This is a genomic window from Arthrobacter cheniae, from assembly GCF_003602275.1.
In the GTDB taxonomy this organism is placed as follows: Bacteria; Actinomycetota; Actinomycetes; order Actinomycetales; family Micrococcaceae; genus Arthrobacter_D; species Arthrobacter_D cheniae.
Genome location: NZ_QZVT01000005.1, coordinates 275,636 through 293,687 on the forward strand (window position 1 = coordinate 275,636; position 18,052 = coordinate 293,687).

The 18,052-nt window shown below is 64.5% G+C and carries 12 protein-coding genes and 1 pseudogene; 8 read left to right on the forward strand and 5 right to left on the reverse strand.

Annotated features, from left to right (window positions below; genetic code table 11):
• The first annotated feature begins 190 nt into the window (after positions 1 to 190).
• The 4 genes from lpdA (at position 191) to D6T63_RS11585 (ending at position 5,437) form a co-directional block, all read left to right on the forward strand.
• On the forward strand, positions 191 to 1,573 hold the full coding sequence (gene lpdA, locus D6T63_RS11570; protein WP_120149184.1) for a dihydrolipoyl dehydrogenase: 1,383 nt from the start codon (positions 191 to 193) through the stop codon (positions 1,571 to 1,573).
• A gap of 159 nt (positions 1,574 to 1,732) precedes the next feature.
• Positions 1,733 to 3,562, forward strand: a complete 1,830-nt coding sequence (sucB, locus tag D6T63_RS11575; protein ID WP_120149185.1) for a 2-oxoglutarate dehydrogenase, E2 component, dihydrolipoamide succinyltransferase — start codon at positions 1,733 to 1,735, stop codon at positions 3,560 to 3,562.
• Between the two features lie 196 nt (positions 3,563 to 3,758).
• The gene (locus D6T63_RS11580; protein WP_120149186.1) at positions 3,759 to 4,190 is read left to right on the forward strand and encodes an OsmC family protein; all 432 of its coding nucleotides are present in this window, start codon (positions 3,759 to 3,761) and stop codon (positions 4,188 to 4,190) included.
• Between the two features lie 350 nt (positions 4,191 to 4,540).
• Positions 4,541 to 5,437 carry a TIGR01777 family oxidoreductase gene (locus tag D6T63_RS11585; RefSeq protein ID WP_120149187.1) on the forward strand — a complete coding sequence of 299 codons (897 nt, stop codon included), beginning with the start codon at positions 4,541 to 4,543 and terminating at the stop codon, positions 5,435 to 5,437.
• Positions 5,438 to 5,497: 60 nt separating this feature from the next.
• Here D6T63_RS11585 and D6T63_RS11590 read toward each other — a convergent pair whose 3' ends face one another.
• On the reverse strand, positions 5,498 to 7,552 hold the full coding sequence (locus tag D6T63_RS11590; RefSeq protein WP_120149188.1) for a serine/threonine protein kinase: 2,055 nt from the start codon (positions 7,550 to 7,552) through the stop codon (positions 5,498 to 5,500).
• Between the two features lie 606 nt (positions 7,553 to 8,158).
• Between D6T63_RS11590 and lipB the strand changes: the two genes are divergently transcribed.
• The 3 genes from lipB to D6T63_RS11610 all read left to right on the forward strand — a co-directional run bounded on the left by lipB (position 8,159) and on the right by D6T63_RS11610 (position 10,722).
• The gene (gene lipB, locus D6T63_RS11600) at positions 8,159 to 8,899 is read left to right on the forward strand and encodes a lipoyl(octanoyl) transferase LipB (protein ID WP_120149190.1); all 741 of its coding nucleotides are present in this window, start codon (positions 8,159 to 8,161) and stop codon (positions 8,897 to 8,899) included.
• Positions 8,896 to 9,897: a lipoyl synthase gene (gene lipA / locus D6T63_RS11605; RefSeq protein ID WP_120149191.1), complete on the forward strand. Its 1,002-nt coding sequence runs from the start codon at positions 8,896 to 8,898 to the stop codon at positions 9,895 to 9,897. The genes lipB and lipA overlap by 4 nt, the downstream gene beginning before the upstream one ends.
• A 72-nt stretch (positions 9,898 to 9,969) precedes the next feature.
• Positions 9,970 to 10,722 carry a DUF4191 domain-containing protein gene (locus tag D6T63_RS11610; RefSeq protein WP_120149192.1) on the forward strand — a complete coding sequence of 251 codons (753 nt, stop codon included), beginning with the start codon at positions 9,970 to 9,972 and terminating at the stop codon, positions 10,720 to 10,722.
• 90 nt (positions 10,723 to 10,812) lie between these two features.
• Here D6T63_RS11610 and D6T63_RS11615 read toward each other — a convergent pair whose 3' ends face one another.
• Complete coding sequence (locus D6T63_RS11615; RefSeq protein WP_120149292.1) at positions 10,813 to 11,250, reverse strand: RDD family protein; 438 nt, start codon at positions 11,248 to 11,250, stop codon at positions 10,813 to 10,815.
• A gap of 254 nt (positions 11,251 to 11,504) precedes the next feature.
• Between D6T63_RS11615 and glnA the strand changes: the two genes are divergently transcribed.
• Positions 11,505 to 12,929 (forward strand): type I glutamate--ammonia ligase, encoded by a 1,425-nt coding sequence (gene glnA / locus D6T63_RS11620; RefSeq protein ID WP_120149193.1) that lies wholly within the window; start codon positions 11,505 to 11,507, stop codon positions 12,927 to 12,929.
• 864 nt (positions 12,930 to 13,793) lie between these two features.
• Here the strand turns inward: glnA and D6T63_RS11625 are convergent.
• From D6T63_RS11625 to D6T63_RS11635, 3 genes and pseudogenes are all read right to left on the reverse strand, one after another.
• On the reverse strand, positions 13,794 to 15,755 hold the full coding sequence (locus D6T63_RS11625; RefSeq protein WP_182976969.1) for a GDSL-type esterase/lipase family protein: 1,962 nt from the start codon (positions 15,753 to 15,755) through the stop codon (positions 13,794 to 13,796).
• Positions 15,756 to 16,065: 310 nt separating this feature from the next.
• Positions 16,066 to 16,143, reverse strand: a pseudogene (locus D6T63_RS20235) (excalibur calcium-binding domain-containing protein); the annotation flags it as partial.
• A 691-nt stretch (positions 16,144 to 16,834) separates the two neighbouring features.
• The gene (locus D6T63_RS11635; protein ID WP_182976970.1) at positions 16,835 to 17,833 is read right to left on the reverse strand and encodes an acyltransferase family protein; all 999 of its coding nucleotides are present in this window, start codon (positions 17,831 to 17,833) and stop codon (positions 16,835 to 16,837) included.
• Positions 17,834 to 18,052 lie beyond the last annotated feature (219 nt).

An 18,052-nucleotide genomic window follows, 5' to 3' on the forward strand; every position in this document is an offset into this window, starting at 1 on the left:
GCATCAGGGGGCTCTGGCAGCCGCGACGTGCGCTTCAGGTGGATGCCGGCCACAACTGGGGATAGGGTGAAAAACGAGAGTACGCGAAGCATCTGCGCTCGCACCGCGACCGCACCAGCAATCGATGTATCGACCGATTTATCAACCGACGCGCCGGGCGCGTCAACAGATCACGCGAGGGAGCGTCCAAGTGGCCGCATCGGCAACTGCGCAAGAATTCGACATCCTGGTACTCGGTGGAGGTAGCGGCGGATACGCTGCAGCACTTCGCGCGGTGCAGCTGGGATTCACCGTGGGGCTCATCGAGAAGGGCAAGCTCGGCGGGACGTGCCTCCACAACGGTTGCATCCCCACGAAGGCCCTCCTGCACTCGGCCGAGATCGCCGACGGCGCCCGCGATGCCGGGAAGTACGGCGTGAAGGCCACCTTCGAGTCGATCGACATGAACGCTGTGAACGCGTACAAGGACGGCATCATCGCCGGCAAGTACCGCGGGCTCCAGGGGCTCATCAAGTCCAAGGGCATCACGGTCATCGAGGGATCGGGCAGGCTCGCGTCGCAGAATACGGTCGATGTCGACGGCACCGTCTACACGGGCAAGCACATCGTCCTCGCTACCGGCTCCTACTCCCGCAGCCTCCCCGGCCTGGAGATCGGGGGCAAGGTCATCACGTCCGACCAGGCGCTGAAGATGGACTTCGTCCCCAAGACGGCGATCATCCTCGGCGGCGGAGTGATCGGCTGCGAATTCGCGTCGGTCTGGAAGTCCTTCGGCGTGGACGTCACCATCATCGAAGCGCTCCCCTCGCTCGTGCCGAACGAGGATGCGTCGATTGTCAAGAACTTCGAGCGCGCCTTCAAGAAGCGCGGCATCAAGTTCAACACCGGTACCCGCTTCAAGTCCGTCGAGCAGAACGACGGCGGCGTCGTCGTCTCGCTCGAGGACGGCAAGACCTTCGAGGCAGATCTGATGCTCGTCGCCGTAGGCCGCGGTCCCGTGACGCAGAACCTCGGCTACGAGGAGGCGGGACTGACCATGGACCGCGGGTTCGTCATCACGAACGAGCGGCTCCACACGGGCGTCGGCACCATCTACGCCATCGGTGACATCGTCCCCGGCCTCCAGCTGGCTCATCGTGGCTTCCAGCAGGGCATCTTCGTGGCGGAGGAGATCGCGGGACTGAAGCCCGTCGTCGTCGCCGACCTCAACATCCCGAAGGTCACCTACAGCGATCCCGAGATCGCCTCGGTGGGCTACACCGAGAAGGCAGCGCGCGAGAAGTTCGGCGACGACCGCGTCGAGACCCACGAGTACAACCTGGCCGGCAACGGCAAGAGCTCCATCATCGGCACCGGCGGCATCGTGAAGCTCGTCCGCGAGAAGGACGGCCCCATCGTGGGCGTCCACATGCTCGGCTCCCGCATGGGCGAGCAGATCGGCGAGGCACAGCTCATCGTCAACTGGGAGGCATACCCGGAGGATGTCGCTCCGCTCATCCATGCGCACCCCACGCAGAACGAGGCGCTCGGCGAAGCGCATCTCGCTCTCGCCGGCAAGCCGCTGCACGGCTGAGGTACGTGGCAGGGCCCGCCACACGGCGCCGCCAGCTTAGTCCACGCCCCGAGGGCGTGGACTAAGCTCGGGAGCAGGAATTTCAAGCACATCAAGCTGGACGGCCCCGCTCGTCGACCAGCTGCCAGGAACGATCTACAAAGGAGAAACGGGCGCATTATGTCTGAATCCGTGAACTTGCCCGCTCTCGGTGAAAGCGTCACCGAAGGCACTGTCACCCGCTGGCTCAAGCAGGTCGGTGACCGCGTCGAGGTCGACGAGCCCCTTCTCGAGGTCTCCACCGACAAGGTCGACACCGAGATCCCCTCGCCGATCGCCGGCGTCATCGAGGAAATCCTGGTGGCCGAGGACGAGACCGCCGAGGTCGGCGCTCCCCTCGTGCGCATCGGTGACGGCTCCGGAAGCGGCGACTCCGGCAGTGCCGCCCCGGCCGCAGCGGAAGAAGCCGCTGCTCCGGCGGCCGACGCCGCCCCGGCCGAACCCTCCACGGAGAAGGAGACCCCAGCCGAGAAGGCACCGGAGGCGGGCTCCGGTTCCTCCGATGGGGCTGACGAAGCAGGTGAGGGTACAGAGGTGACCCTTCCTGCACTTGGTGAGAGCGTCACCGAGGGTACCGTCACCCGTTGGCTGAAGGCGATCGGAGACGATGTCGAGGTCGATGAGCCGCTGCTGGAAGTCTCGACCGACAAGGTCGACACCGAGATCCCCTCGCCGGTCGCGGGCACGCTGCAGGAGATCCGCGTCAACGAGGACGAAACCGCTGAGGTCGGTGCTGTACTCGCCGTCATCGGCTCCGGTGCAGGCGCGCCGAAGAAGGTCGAAGCTGCCTCCGGTGAGCCGCTCGTGGCAGCACCGGCCGAGGAGCGCAACGACGCCCCGACCGAGAAGTCCGGATCGGACCATGAGGCGGAGCGGGCCTCCAACACATCCGAGTCCGACGACGACGCAAGTGGTGCGCCCGTCCAGCAGCCGGCCGCGGCGAAGCCGGTCGAGGAACCCGCCCCCAGTGCCTCCACCGACACGGAGGCCTCCACCTACGTGACGCCACTGGTTCGCCGCTTGGCCAACCAGAACGACGTGGACCTGTCGACGGTCAAGGGCACCGGTGTCGGTGGCCGCATCCGGAAGCAGGACGTCCTCGAGGCTGTCGAGGCGCAGAAGGTGTCGCAGGCGCAGCCCGTCGCGCAGTCCGCTCCGGCGGCCTCCGCTCCGGCCGCACCCGCCACCCCCTCGAAGCCGGCAGCACCCGCCGTAGAGCCGTCGAAGCTGCGCGGCACCGTCGAGAAGGCACCGCGCATCCGCCAGACCATCGCGAAGCGCATGCGTGAGTCCCTCGAGGTCTCCGCTCAGCTCACCCAGGTGATCGAGGTCGACATGACCCGCATCGCCAAGCTGCGCACCGCGTCGAAGGAATCGTTCCAGGCCCAGAACGGCGCGAAGCTGACCTTCCTCCCCTTCATCTCGAAGGCCGTCACCGAGGCGCTCAAGCAGCACCCGAAGCTGAACGCGTCCTTCGACGAGGAAAAGAAGGAAGTCACCTACCACGACGCCGAGCACCTTGCGATCGCGGTCGATACGGAGAAGGGTCTGCTTGTCCCGGTCATCAAGGACGCCGGTAACCTCAACCTCGGTGGACTCGCCAAGAAGATCGCAGACGTCGGCTCGCGGACCCGCAACGGGCAGATCGGTCCCGACGAGCTGTCGGGCGGCACCTTCACGATCACGAACATCGGATCGGCCGGCGCACTCTTCGACACACCGATCATCAACCAGCCGCAGGTGGGCATTCTCGGGACCGGCATCATCGTCAAGCGTCCCGTGGTCATCACCGGTGTGGACGGCGATGACACGATCGCCATCCGCTCCATGATGTATCTCAGCCTGACCTACGACCACCGCCTCGTGGACGGGGCCGATGCAGGCCGTTTCCTCCAGACGCTGAAAGCCCGGCTCGAGGGTGGCGCCTTCGAAGCCGACCTCGGCCTCTAACACACCGCCTTATCGACCCAGGAGCCGCCTCCCCGCCGGGAGGCGGCTCCTGTCGTTTTCGGGTGGACCCGTTCCCGTCGCTCCGAAGGCTCTGGGGCCATGGCCGGTATTGGATGGCACGACGCTGCGCCGCTCCCTAGGATGGGAGGGAAGTAACGGGTGCGATCTCCGCGTCCGTCCGACAGCAAGGAGAATCATGGCTACTGTTCGCACAGCCCACACCGTCTGGAGCGGGGACCTCCCCTCAGGCTCAGGCCAGGTCACGCTTGATTCCTCCGGTCTCGGTACCTACGACGTCACCTGGAGAGCCCGCGCGGAGCAATCCGAGGGCAAGACCAGCCCGGAGGAGCTCATCGCGGCCGCGCACTCGGCGTGCTTCTCGATGGCGTTCAGTCACGCCCTCGGCGAAGAGGGGAAGACGCCCGATCGCGTCGCAACCAAGGCCGAGGTCGACTTCCAGCCCGGCACCGGTATCACCGCGATCCGGCTGACCCTCGACGCGACCGTTCCGGACCTGTCGGAGGATGACTTCCAGCGCGTCGCCCAGGCAGCCAAGGAAGGCTGCCCGGTCTCCCAGGCCCTCGCCAGCGTCAAGGACATCTCGCTGAAGGCTACGCTGCGAAGCTGATCCCCGGGCTGTACTGCCCCGTCGGCAATCCTGACACGATGCACGAGAAGGCTCCCGGACTGTGTCCGGGAGCCTTCTCGTTCGTCTCCCGGCCTCCGCCCGGTCCTCCCGTCGTGTTCAGCCCGAAGGTCCTTCGGGCTGGGATGGAAGCGCGATAGGTCTCGTGGGACGGCTGGATACATCCGGTGACGACCCTGTCGGGGATCTACAGGTAGGCCAAGAGGTTCACGGGAATCGCTGCGCCCTGCGCCGTGGACTACGCCCGTTCGTCCGTCAGACGCTTCTCCCCGTGCCCGCCGGGACGACCTGTTCCGGTACCTTTCGTTCCTGACAAGTGGTTCGATGGAGCTATGCGCATCCTCCTCGCCGGCGCGTCCGGGACAATCGGTACCGCCCTCATCCGCCAGCTCGAGAAGAACCACGAAGTGACGCGCCTCGTGCGTCGGGCACCGAAGGGCCCCCGGGAGATTCGATGGAATCCCGCGTCCGGCGACCTCGATGTCGCCGCCGTCGAGCAGGCGGATGCCGTCATCAACCTCTCCGGCGCCGGCATCGCCGGTGGCCTCTGGACGAGGAGCTACAAGGAGACGCTGTACTCCTCGCGCATCATGCCCACCAGGACGCTGGTCCAGGCCATGAGGAAGGCGAAGAATCCGCCCGAGGTCTTCATCAGCCAGTCCGCGTCGGGCTACTACGGGGACCGTGGCGACGAGGTGCTCACCGAGTCCTCCGCGTCGGGCCAGACGCTGCTCGCAGACATCTGCCGTCGGTGGGAGTCGGAGGCCCTCGGCGCCCCCGATCCGGTCCGCGTCGTGATCACGAGGACCGGCATCGTGATGACGAAGGAAGGCGGCGCATTGCCGAACCTGCTCATCCCCATCAGGTTCTTCGCCGGCACGTCGCTCGGCTCCGGACGTCAGTGGTGGCCATGGATCAGTCTCAATGACGAGGTCCGGGCGCTGGAGTTCCTGCTCACCGCGCCCCTGTCCGGACCGGTCAACCTGAATGCGCCGGCTCCTGCGACCCTCGACACCGTCACCCTGCAGCTCGGCAAGGCCTTCAAGCGACCGGTGTGGTTCCGCGTGCCCGCGTTCATCCTGAAGGCGGGCCTCGGGCAATTGGGCTACGAGCTGCTGCTCGTCAGTCAGAGGATGGAGCCCCGTGCCCTGGCCGGAGCCGGCTTCGCCTTCGATGAACCGACCCCCGAGGCGCTCGCCGCCTGGGTGCGCCGGACCGTCAGCTCCTGAATCGACGCGGCTTCCCGGGTCTTCTCGTCAACCGCATCGAGCGACACCGTAGCGGTGGGTTCAGGCGGGCAGCGACACCACGGAGTGGATGCGCCAGCCGTCGCCGGAGTTCCACAGGATGAACATCAGGTCCTGCTGTCCCGCCGCCATCAGCGGCGGCACGGAGACGCCCTCGGACAGCGGCACCGCGCCCGTTTCGGTGTAGGAGGACAGGGCGGCCGTGGCACGGACGACCGACACCTCCGTAGTAGGCGGCGCGTCGTCGACGGCGGGTAGATCCGCGAGCGAAGGCAGAGCTGCGCGCTCGGCCTCGGTCATCACCGTCGGTTCGCGGATGGCGATCGTCAGGTCCCGCAGGCTCCGACCGGATGAGGAAAGGGCCTGCACGGCGGCGCGGTCGGCGCTCATGGCGGGTGAACCCTCGACATCGACCGTCGTGAGGAGGGTGGGATCGGCCGTCGCGAAGGCCCTGGCGCGGGCGGCGGCGAGGCTAGCCAGGGCGGTCGCGGGATCACCGGTCAGCAAGGCATCGTCGCGTGGAACCGACGGCTCGTCCGAGCTTCCTGACCCGTACCCGCCAGGGTCGGCCGACGATGTGTCCGAAGCGGCGCTCGGCTCCCGTAGGCCGCCGAGGGTCAGGGCCAGCCCCGTCACCAGCAGGACGACGGCGAGCAGTCCTGCCAGGACAGCGAGGCGTCCGCGAGCGGTCTCGTCGCGGGTATCGCCGCGTCGTCGCTCCGAGGTAGGAGAGTCACCAGCCGCACCGTTGCAGCGAGGGAACCCACGAGGAAGGCCACCAGCCCGGTCGGGGCGTCCCCGGGATGGCGGAACTGCCCGCCGCCGCTCCTTCGTCCGCGTACGGATCATCCGCTGCCACCTGGAGCGGGGTTCGGTCGGGAGCGGACCCGCACGCCGCGTGAGGAGTTCAGGCAGCACACTCGAGTGCACCGCCGGCACGAGGTTCACCGGTCCGGCTGCGGAACTCGCGAGCAGGGTCCGCGCGAACTGCTCCGCGGTCGGACGACGATCGCGATCAGGACTGAGCCCGTCCTCGATGAGATGCATGAGCGGAGCGGGGACGTCGGGCACGATCAGCAGGAGCGGTGGTCGCTGGTCCGTGGGCCCGGGCACCCTTCCAGTGAGCGCGAACCAGGACACTGCTGCAAGGGCGAACACGTCCGTTCCGGCATCGAAGGCCCTGCTGCGCCCGGGGTCGATGAAGCCGGGCGTTCCGGCGGCAGCGCCGTCGTCAGCCCCAAGAAGCCGACTCGTGCCGAGATCACTGAGCAACGGCTTTCCCTCGTGGGTGAAGAGGATATTCCCTGGAGTGACATCGCCGTGCAGCGCGCCCGCGCCGTGAAGGTAGTGGAGCGCGTGAGCTATCGGCACCAGCGCTGTCACCACCTCCGGGATGGGCAATGGCCCGCGGCTGGTGACGAGGCCGAGAAGGGACCCGCCCGCCGCAAGATCCGCCAGCATCCCCGGACCCTGGCTCGTCGGAATGATGCGATGGACCCGCAGGAGGTGCTCGTGGGTGAAGCGCTGCAGGAGCCTCAGTTCACGCGTCGGCTCGTCGAGTCCGGCACCGCCGCCCGCCACGTCGCTGCGGTCGGGGGCAGGCGGCCCGTGTCCGTTGACCGGGGATGCCGCGGGCGCTGACGCGGGGCGCGACCAGCTGGATGACGGGGCGGGCCGTTCACCGGCCGCGGTACCTGCGCGAGGATCAGCGGCGCGTCGGCCTCGGCGCCCGGGAGATAGCACCGAGGGAACCGCAGCGTTGAGCGCTCCGGAGTCTGCCACCGGTCCCAGTGGGCTTCGGCCCGACGGGTCCGGGACTGATAGAGCCGCTGATCCCGACGTCGGCCCGGTCACGTTCGACGTCCGTGACACCTTGAGCGCGAATCTCTGCCCGACGTCGTCCGTCACGTGCCATACGACGGAGGACCCACCCTGGCCGAGAAGTCTCCCGACGATCAGGCCGGCGACCAGGGGGCGCTCAGGCTCGCCATCGTGGTTCCGGTTCATCACTCCATCTGACGGTCCGCTCGGCGGAGCGCCGGCTGCGGCCGCTTCGATGGAGGTACTGGAGTGATCCTTCCGCGTGACGTCGCTCATGTGTCAGTTCTAGATCACGTAACCACCCTCACAGCAGTTGTCCACAGGTTGGTCCGACTCTCGACGTATCTCCGATTGCTTTAATAGAACAAAGGTTCTAATTTTAACGTCTAGGATAGATTCGCGACAGGTTCATCCATGATGAAGTCACGCCCCAGCCCCACCGACGCGGTCGGCTCCTGGCAGCCCTGCGATGAATCCGTCTCGGTGACGTTCAAGGAGGTCGATGGCGAGGTGCGGCCTCAGCGTCTCTCATGGCGGGGGGCGGAGTGGTGCGTCGTCGGGTGCAGCCGGCACTGGTTCACCTGGCATGCCCTGCCCGTCCTTTCCGTCGATACCAGGAGCAATCCGACAGTCCGCGGATTCCGGACGGACTTCTGGCGGTTCCAGGCGACGGCCGACGCCGCGTCACCCGTCCTGCGCTTCGAGGTGAGACGCGCGGACCGCGAGTGGCGGCTGGTGAGGCTGGGGGCGCCTTCGCCGTGCCACGGTGGAACGTGCGGCGAGTGTAGGACCTCGGATGAGCTCCCAACCGATCCCCGGACGCCGCGTCGCCGGTGGGAGGCGCCGGAGCAATGTGTCCGCTGACGCGACTACGCTTGCACCATGACTCTTGTACTGTCGCGTGTCGGACTCGCTCCTGACTACATCGAGTACACGCAGGGCTGGGAGATGCAGAAGGCGCTGCATGACCAGGTGGTAGCCGGCTCGGCCTCCAGCACCGTGCTCCTGCTCGAACACACGGCTGTCTATACGGCCGGCAAGCGGACGGAGGACCACGAGCGGCCCTTCGACGGGACTCCCGTTATTCCGGTCGACCGGGGTGGCAAGCTTACCTGGCACGGACCAGGGCAACTCGTGGGGTACCCGATCCTCGCTCTCCGGAATCCGGCACGGGTGGCCGAGTATGTCGACGTCCTCGAAGAGGTCATCATCGCCGCCCTCGCTCACGTCGATATCGACGGCATCAGGATCGCGGGCCGCTCGGGCGTCTGGCTCGCAGCATCGGGGAGCGCGCCGGCGCGCAAGATCGCGGCAATCGGGATCCGGGTCAAGGAGCGTGTCACGATGCACGGGTTCGCCGTGAACTGCAGCAACGATCTGGCACCCTTCCAACAGATCGTCCCCTGTGGCATCAGCGATGCCGGAGTCACGTCGATCTCCGAAGAGTGCGGCCGGATCGTCGATCCTGCGGAGATCGTTTCGCTTATCGAGGCTGAACTGCGCAAGAATGAGGCGGTGCTGGTAGGCGATGATGCCACCGAGCCGCCCCGACCACACACTGCTGACGCCGCCGACTCCCCCGGCCCCGCCCGCGACCCCCAGTCAGAAGGAGCTTTACTGTGAGCCTTGCACCCGAGGGTCGCCGCATGCTGCGCATCGAGGCGCGCAACGCCGAGACGCCGGTCGAGCGCAAGCCCGACTGGATCAAGGCCAAAGTCAACATCGGCCCGGAGTTCGTCGCCATGAAGAATCTGGTGAAGAAGGAAGGCCTGCACACCGTCTGCGAAGAAGCGGGCTGCCCCAACATCTTCGAGTGCTGGGAGGACCGCGAGGCGACGTTCCTCATCGGAGGTTCGGAGTGCACGCGCCGGTGCGATTTCTGCCAGATCGACACGGGCAAGCCGCAGCCGCTGGACCGCAGTGAGCCCTTCAAGGTGGCCCAGTCGGTCAAGTCGATGAATCTGCGCTACGCGACGGTCACCGGCGTCGCGCGCGATGACCTCGCCGACGAGGGCGTCTGGCTGTATGCCGAGACCATCCGGCAGATCCACAGCATGAACCCAGGCACAGGTGTCGAGATCCTCATTCCGGACTTCTCGGGCCGCTCCGAGCACATCGCTGCGATCTGCGATGCTGCTCCCGAGGTCTTCGCGCACAATGTCGAGACCGTCCCCCGCATCTTCAAGCGCATCCGCCCCGCTTTCCGCTACGAGCGCTCCCTGGATGTCATCACCCAGGGTCGTGATCTGGGCATGGTCACCAAGTCCAACCTGATCCTCGGCATGGGCGAGACACGCGAGGAGATTTCGGAGGCGCTTCGCGATCTGCACCAGGCCGGCTGCGACCTCATCACGATCACCCAGTACCTCCGCCCGAGCGAGCGCCACCTACCGGTGGACCGATGGGTGAAGCCCGGCGAATTCGTCGAACTGAGCGAGGAGGCAGAAGAAATCGGCTTCCTCGGTGTCATGAGTGGCCCACTGGTGCGATCGTCCTACCGTGCGGGCCGCCTATGGGCGCGTGCCATGCGGAAGAAGGGGCTCGAGCTGCCCCCTGAACTTGCCCACCTGGACGAATCCGGGTCGGCGATGCAGGAAGCCTCCTCCCTCCTCGCAAGCTGACGGACGACCGGCCCCGACCGCTCCGTACACGACCGCCGTAGTGCACAGGCCATCCCGTAGAATCGAAGGACTATGTCACACGCGATCGATTCCTCAGGTTCACCTACGCCCAAACGCCGTCTCTTCTCGCGGAAGCCGAAGCCAGGAAAGGGCCCGAAGAAGCCCGGACGGATGAAGCAGATCGCCGAAGTCTTCACGATGACGCGGCGCAATGACCCTAGTGCTGTCTGGTTCATGCTGCTGGCCTTCGTCGGCATCATTGCCGTCGGTCTCCTGATCGGGCTCCTGATCAACAACGTCATCACCCTGATGATCATCGCCGTCCCACTTGCGTTCCTCGCCGCGATCTTCATCCTGTCGCGAAGGGCCGAACGGGCAGCGTTCTCCCAGATCGAAGGACGGCCAGGAGCGGCCGGTGCCGCGCTCAGCGTCCTCCGCCGTGGATGGATCCTGCAGGAGCAGCCCGTCGCGGTGAACCCCCGCACGCAGGACGCCGTCTTCCGCGTCATCGGCCGACCGGGCGTCATCCTCGTATCCGAGGGACCGTCCACCCGGGTGAAGCAGTTGGTGGACGGCGAGAAGCGGAAGATGGCCCGGATCATCCCCAATGTTCCTGTCCATGTGATCGAGACCGGCCGGGACGATCGCCAGGTTCCCCTGTCCAAGGTGCCGAAGACCGTACAGAAGCTGAAGAAGACCCTGACCAAGCAGGAGGTCTACGCCGTCGACAAGCGGCTGACCGCGCTGGGCACCAAGCTGCCGATCCCCAAGGGCGTCGACCCCTTCAAGGCGCGCCCCGACCGCAAGGCGATGCGCGGACGCTGAGATACCGGCTGTTTCGACGAATACAGTCTCATAGACGAGAAGAGCTCCTCCCGATCCAGGGAGGAGCTCTTCTCGTCTACGGCCTGTTGCTCAGATTCGAAACAGACCGGTGGCGCGGGCCCGGTCGTGGAGACCGCGCTGATCGGTGTCGATGACGAACGCCGGGATTACGAGGCACAGGAGGACGCTGCGGATCAGGGCGGTCAGGTATCCGGCAGGCTTCCCGTCGAGAGTCTGCACCTGCATCCGGAAGATCCTGTGCCCGATGCTGTACCCGAAGAATCCGACGAACAGGATCTGTTCGATGAGGAAGATATACAGCGTCGCGAAGCTGTCGTACTCGAAGAAAGCGGCAGAGAGCACTGAGCAGATCAGCCAATCGATGAGGAGAGCTCCAGCCCGTGGACCGAAGCGGGCAATGGATCCGGGCCCGGATTCGGGCCGCCCCAGGCGTTGGCCCGGCCATTGCTGGTTGCCGGAGGGCGACGGACCACCCATCCACGAACCGAGATCATTTCTGTTCACCACGTCCACAGCCTACCGTTCGCGGGCGACAGGCATTATGCCCCCCATGTCTATGAACGGGCTAGGGTGAAAGGCGCAGTTCACATCATGTAACGTCCCGGAAACAACCGCGACACCAGCGAGAAACTGCCCGCTCCTAGAGTTGTAACGAGTCGGCGGCAGCGTTATCCTGCCAGAGCTCGTGACTTCCCGTGCGGTGCAGGGACACGCGCTGGCGCCGCGTTCTATCCCCAGCCATGCGTTAGGAGCATGAATCGATGTTTAAGAATGCGGACGAGGTCCTCAAGTTCATCGCCGATGAAGACATCAGGTTTGTCGATGTCCGGTTCACCGATCTGCCGGGGGTGCAGCAGCACTTCAATGTTCCTGCCAAGTCGGTCGACGCGGACTTCTTCATTCACGGCCAGCTTTTCGACGGATCGTCCATCCGCGGGTTCCAGGGCATCGCCGAATCGGACATGCAGCTCATTCCGGACGTGACGACGGCTTTCGTAGATCCGTTCCGCACGGAGAAGACCCTTGCGCTCAACTTCTCGATCGTGAATCCACGCACCGGTGACCCGTACCACCGCGACCCTCGCAGTGTCGCCGAGCGCGCCGAGGCGTACCTGTCCTCCACGGGCATTGCGGACACGGCATTCTTCGCACCCGAGGCCGAGTTCTTCATCTTCGACAACGTTCAGTACGAGTCGTCTCCGCAGGGCAGCTTCTACAAGGTCGATTCCATCGAGGCGCCCTGGAACTCGGGTCGCGAAGAAGTGGGCGGCAACCTCGGCAACAAGACTCCGTTCAAGGGCGGATACTTCCCCGTGTCCCCCGTCGACAAGCAGGCAGACCTGCGCGACGCCATCTGCGTCGAGTTGGACAAGGCCGGCCTCGAGGTGGAGCGCTCTCACCATGAGGTGGGCGGCGCCGGCCAGGCCGAGATCAACTACAAGTTCACGACCATGACGCACGCTGCCGATGACCTGCAGAAGTTCAAGTACATCGTCAAGAACGTGTCCAACGCCTGGGGCAAGTCGGCTACGTTCATGCCGAAGCCCATCTTCGGCGACAACGGCTCGGGAATGCACTGCCACCAGTCGCTGTGGGCCGATGGACAGCCCCTCTTCTACGACGAGCGCGGCTACGCCGGGCTGTCCGACATGGCCCGCTGGTACATCGGCGGACTGCTGAAGCACGCCTCGGCCGTCCTCGCTTTCACCAACCCGACGGTCAACTCCTACCGCCGCCTGGTCAAGGGCTTCGAGGCACCGGTCAACATGGTCTACTCGCAGGGCAACCGCTCTGCCGGTATCCGTATCCCCATCACGGGCTCGAACCCGAAGGCCAAGCGCATCGAGTTCCGCGCGCCGGACCCCTCGTCGAACCCCTACCTGGCCTTCGCCGCACAACTGATGGCAGGCCTCGACGGTATCAAGAATCGGATCGAGCCCGCGGAGCCCATCGACAAGGACCTCTATGAGTTGCCTCCCGAGGAATCCAAGGACATCCAGAAGGCTCCCGGTTCCCTCGAGGAAGCATTGCTGGCCCTCGAAGCGGACAACGAGTTCCTGCAGGCCGGCGACGTCTTCACGCAGGACCTGATCGACACCTGGATCGACTACAAGCGCGAGATGGAGATCAAGCCCCTCTCGCTCCGCCCGAACCCCTACGAGTTCGAGCTGTACTACGGCGTCTAACTACATGACGCGGCTGAAGCGGGGTTAGTCCGCAGAGAGTCCGCAAGACCTACGGGGCCGGGAGGGAGACACCTCCCGGCCCCGCCTTGCGGCTGGTGAGAAACGTCCACTTGGACGGTCAGACTCAATTTGGACGCGGGCGGCGTTTTTGATTGGCCTGCAAAGGGGACGCTGTTGCGGCCTACTACCCTCTACGGTGGAAGCCAACCTGTCGGTTGTCGGTGACGACCCGAAGGTTCGGCGAAGTTGCGCGCTCCAGCCTCAGCCGAGAGGAAATCGCGAGCAACATAAAGCAGCCTTCACGAGCGGACTTCAGCTATTCACGCGATGTGATCCAGCCGATCAATGGTGCGAAGAACGCATAGGCTCAGCCTAGTGCTCGCCTGCAGTAGGTCTGGCTGTGCTACCTAGGGGTTGAACGGGCCGGATGTATGAGGCCATCTGGGTAGGCCGCCTGGCTGGTCTCATGGCGTGGTTACAGGTGAAGGACCATCCGGCAGCGCGTGTTCGATGAAGTTACTCGATTGTCCAGTTGGACCGCGGCCATGTCTTCTTCGCTCTGATATCTCCTCGACGATCGAGCACCTGTTCGCAGCCGCTGAATCAGATAAGGGCGGCATCAGCGTGATGCACCTGGGCTGCCGGATCGGAACAGGAACCTAGGCGGCTCCAGTTCCAACCAAAGGTGCTCCGCGCGTCCAGAACCTACTACGAGTCATCGCACCTCGACCAATCTCCCGGGCGGTGTACTCGCTCACCGGGTCGAGGACCTGAATGAATGCACCTGTAATGCGCGCCGGCCTCCCAAGAATCCCTGACGGCGCCACGATGGCTAGAGCGACCGTCTATGTATAGGCAGCCTGATCACCTGCCCAATGTCGCCCGTAGCTTCGCGGTGTACAGGGGGGCGACGGCGTCGTGCCCGGCTTGCGACAGGTGGACGTTATCCAAGTACTGGGCGTTGGCTGTGCTGGCGAGGCCGGCAACAGAGATGAACGTGACGCCCTGCTTCGCCGCATTGGCTGCCAGAACACCGTCTATGTGACGGCGCTGGACGTGGGAGGCATCGTTGCGCGACATGACGCCGTTGATGACGATCTTGCTTTGCGGATACATGAGCTTCAGCTTGGCCCACAGGGCTGAGCTGTCCGCTATGACCTGTGCGTCGGACCTGCCGGCCGATGCATCGTTTCCGCCCATGGACACCAAGACCAGGCCCGGAGTTCCGCCCGGGAAACGCACGAGTCCCTGCTGGACTGCCGTCCAGCCTGTCCCACCGGCCGAGGATGTCGGGGTCGAGTAGCCGATGCCTCCGAAGGAGAGGTGTGCTGCCTGGTCGGTGAAACCCATCGCACGGGCACCCTGCTCGCTCCAGGAGTCACCGTCGAGTTGTGAATCACCGTAGAGCACCACCGATGTGGCAGTGGCTTTGACATCAGTGAAGGGGTAGACGGGCGGCGCGCCACGAATCTCGGGCTTAGGAAAGCCGGCGGCGGCCCACTGGTTGTAGTTCACTGCGCGATTCAGGAAGGGACCCGAGTAGTAGATGGTCGGGTTCCCGTAGAGCTGGTAGAACACGTCACCGTTGACCCTGGCTTGCGATCGGGGCGTCGGTTGGCCTTCACCTCGCCATTCGTTGTAGCTCAGGCCGGACCCTTGTCCGGCTGACAAGCTGGTCATGCGTCCGATGTCGCTTGACCAGCTCAGCTTGACGAAGCCCTGGTCGTAGATCGGCTGGAAGGGCTGGAAGCCGGAGCGCTGCCACTCGGCGTAGTTCAGGGCGTGCTTCGTTGCATCAGGGGCTTGCACGAAGATCTCGGACGAAGTTTCCCACCTGTAGAAGGAGCTGCCGGGGATCCATCCGATGTTCCGCTTGCCCGGAGATCCTGCTGCCCGGAACTGGTTGTAGTTCAGCATGTCCCACTGCCAGGCATTTTCGCCCCCCGGCCAAAATGTCACTGCATACACCGAGGAGGACCAGGCATAGCCGACATAGTCAGTAGGAGTGCGCGCAGGGCGCTGGAATCCGTAGACGTCGCGCCACTTCGCGAAATTGAGCGGCACCGGACCCGAGCTGCCGTCCTTGTAAGTCACGAATTCGTAAATTGTTCCGTCATAACTGTTCTTGAACAGCGGCCACAGAGTTTCCTGCGGCGCTTCAGAAGCGGTGACGGCCAACGGGGGGACTGCCATCACGTAGCTTTCGCATGCACCGGAGAGGAAGTAGCGAAGTTGCGCCTGCTCCCTCGAGTCGACGGTGAGACCCCATCGGTACTTCACGCGAACCCACTCCGACACATACTGGCAGCGCGTATCGGCCAGTGATGGCAACCACTCATACGGGTCTGAAGCCCCCCTCGATGCATTCAAGCTGCCCATCATGCCGGTCAAGGATGCATCAAGGTCGAGATCGTTGGCGAACCGCTGCCGTGTACTCGAGTCCCAGGAAGACGCTCCTGAGAACCAGGCTTCCTGCAGCGGCACGAAGTGAACGACGTCGATTTCGACGGGCGTGATCGATGTTCGGCCGTCCCACGGCGAATACCACTCGCCTGAAGCAATGGTGCATGCGTCTGCCATGACTACCGGTGTCACGGATTCTTCGATGAGTACTTCCTGCCGGGTATCGAGGCAGTCGCGGTCGTCGTCCAACCAGTGCTCGAAGTAATCCTGGCTATAGGCCGGTCCTCCTTCGGCCCTCAGAACGAGTTCCGAGAGGAGCGCAAGGCCGTTGAGGGCTTGGCCTTCTACGGCGTCGGCGTGCGAGGGTGCCACTACTCCGGTAAAAGCTGATCCGGTGATCGCAAGGCACGCGAACGCAGACATAGTCCGCCCTAAGCGATTGTTCAAAGGTGTCCCCCAAAAGAAGCCGTAGCCACAGCTCAAAGATGATGGCCTGAGCATACCGCCGCCGACAACCCTCGACCGTCACCTGCCTCATTAAGCGGAAGTTCCGCGAGTACGCCTGGCGTTAGGCATAACAGGGTTCCCTCGCACCATGAATATCCACGAAACGGTCATAGTGCTCCATCCACCGCTTATGTTTACACCCGAACCTATAAGGGTGTGCGGTCTCAAGTGCTACATAACGACTCAAGGCCACTGCAACATTCAGCTGTACTGGCTCCCAAACTGCTCAATCGGATTGTGACCATTCACAGGCGATTCCGTCGCCTTCGCGGTCGACCCTGTAGCGATAACCTGGGCTGCCCGCGGTCCGTGAGCTTGCAGTTCGCCAACGGTTCTAGTCGACTGACGGAAGCGCGCGAGGTCAGCACGGCGGACACTGCGGCTCTAGATGGGCTCTTGTCATGTGAAGGCTAGAAGGAACTGTGTCACCAGCAACACCCAGGGTTCCGATGTGGTTCAGAACGAGAGGTATGAAAACTACTTTCTGGCCCTCGTTTGGAATGCCAATGAGGGCGCCCAACTCCATGCCGAGATAGACGGCACTCTGAGCCGTGAGGACAGTCTGAAGCTTGGAACGGACATTGCTCGGATAGCCGAGCAGATCAACGACCTCAATTAGACATCGCGTTCAGCGGACTGTGACCGGTAACTGAGCCGGACGGCCGTCGTTGGTCGTTCGTCGGATAGAACGTAGCGCTGTTCAGTCCGCAGAAAGTCCGCAAGCGGGCTATTCCAACCAACGTCATACAACGGCTACTTCTGCGTACTGGCGCGGAATCCAATGATCCTCGACCTCTCACAAACACCATGCGCGAGGTTGAGCTGTACTACGGCTTCTAGCTGCCGCACGGGCCGGAAGCGGTCTGTTCGACAGACTCTCCACAGGAAGTGCTGTGGCTGAACCGAAGGCCCCTCCCGGCATTGCGACGAGGGGGGCCTCTTGGTTGTGTCGGCACCACTCCTGTCCGCGGAGGGCGGCAAGGGAGCCCTAGCGATCACGTGGCGCGCGGCGTGCCCAGAAAGATCTGAGAGAGCGGCGTCCGGTTGAGGATCATGGCTACGGACCATGGCAGGACCACCGCTGCGATCAGCACCCAGAAGGGCCGCTCCGTATCGGGGATCCCAAGCAACCAGAGAACGTACGTATGGGTCAGCACGACCATCAGGCAACCCGCGGCGAGTCTCGTGGAAACCGTGTGGACCCATCCGGGCAGCCGGGAGAACACACCCTCGAGGATCAAGAGGAGGCCGAAGCTGATCAGCACCGCAGCGACGATACTGAGGACCGGCGTGCCGAGCTCGCCGTATTTCATGTCCAGTGGTGCTGACACTCCGGCGAGGACAGGAGCGGCGCCCGCAGCGAGGCACCCTGCACCGAACCGGACAGGCTTCTTCACCCGGCTACGGAAGTGCCGCAGCCCCTGGCCTGCAAGCATGAAGATGAGCGCGGAGCCCGCGACTCCGATCGACAGCGGCAGCGGTGCGAGGACGTCCCCGAAGAGATGGGTAGTGACGGTGATCGCAGCGATGATCGCGACCCGAAGGACAAGGGAAAAACGCTCGAGTGCCCGGAACATGATCGCGGAGAAGAAGAGCGCAGGCATGAACCAGTAAGCGCCGAACGGCCCCGCGTTGAGGGAGCCGCCGATGAGGGGCAGGGTCACGGCCTCGGGCGTGAACGTGCCACGGTGATTGAGGATGGTGACGTGGACCAGGAGGGTCGCTACCAACCATGCGAAGTAGGGCGTCATGATGGTCCGGAACCGCTTTTTCGCTTCGCCCGCGACGGCCCCTCGGGCATCCGGTCTCCGGATCTTCCAGAGGTACCCGGACAGCAGGAAGAACGCAGGGACGTGCCACGTGTAGAGGCCGGCGTCGATGAACGGGCCCGCCCAGACGTGCCCGGTGACGATCCCGACGACCGCGACGATGCGGAGGGCGTCGATGGCTCCGGAGCGGGTCGTGGTGTCGGCGTCCGGTGTCGGTGCGGGCAATGACGCCAATCATTCCTCCGAGGTCGAATTGGTCAGTATCAAGGGTAGTCGAGGGCTCCTCGACGACTCGAATCACAATGTCGGACTGACCCATGAGCGCATACCTGCTAGCTGGCAGGACTCGTCAGGTGCTCTCCCTGGCCTGGTCCGCGGGCTCCGGACGAGGCCGCCCTCGTCCTCTCCCCCACACGACGCCGAGGCAAAGCCAGTGTGTAACTA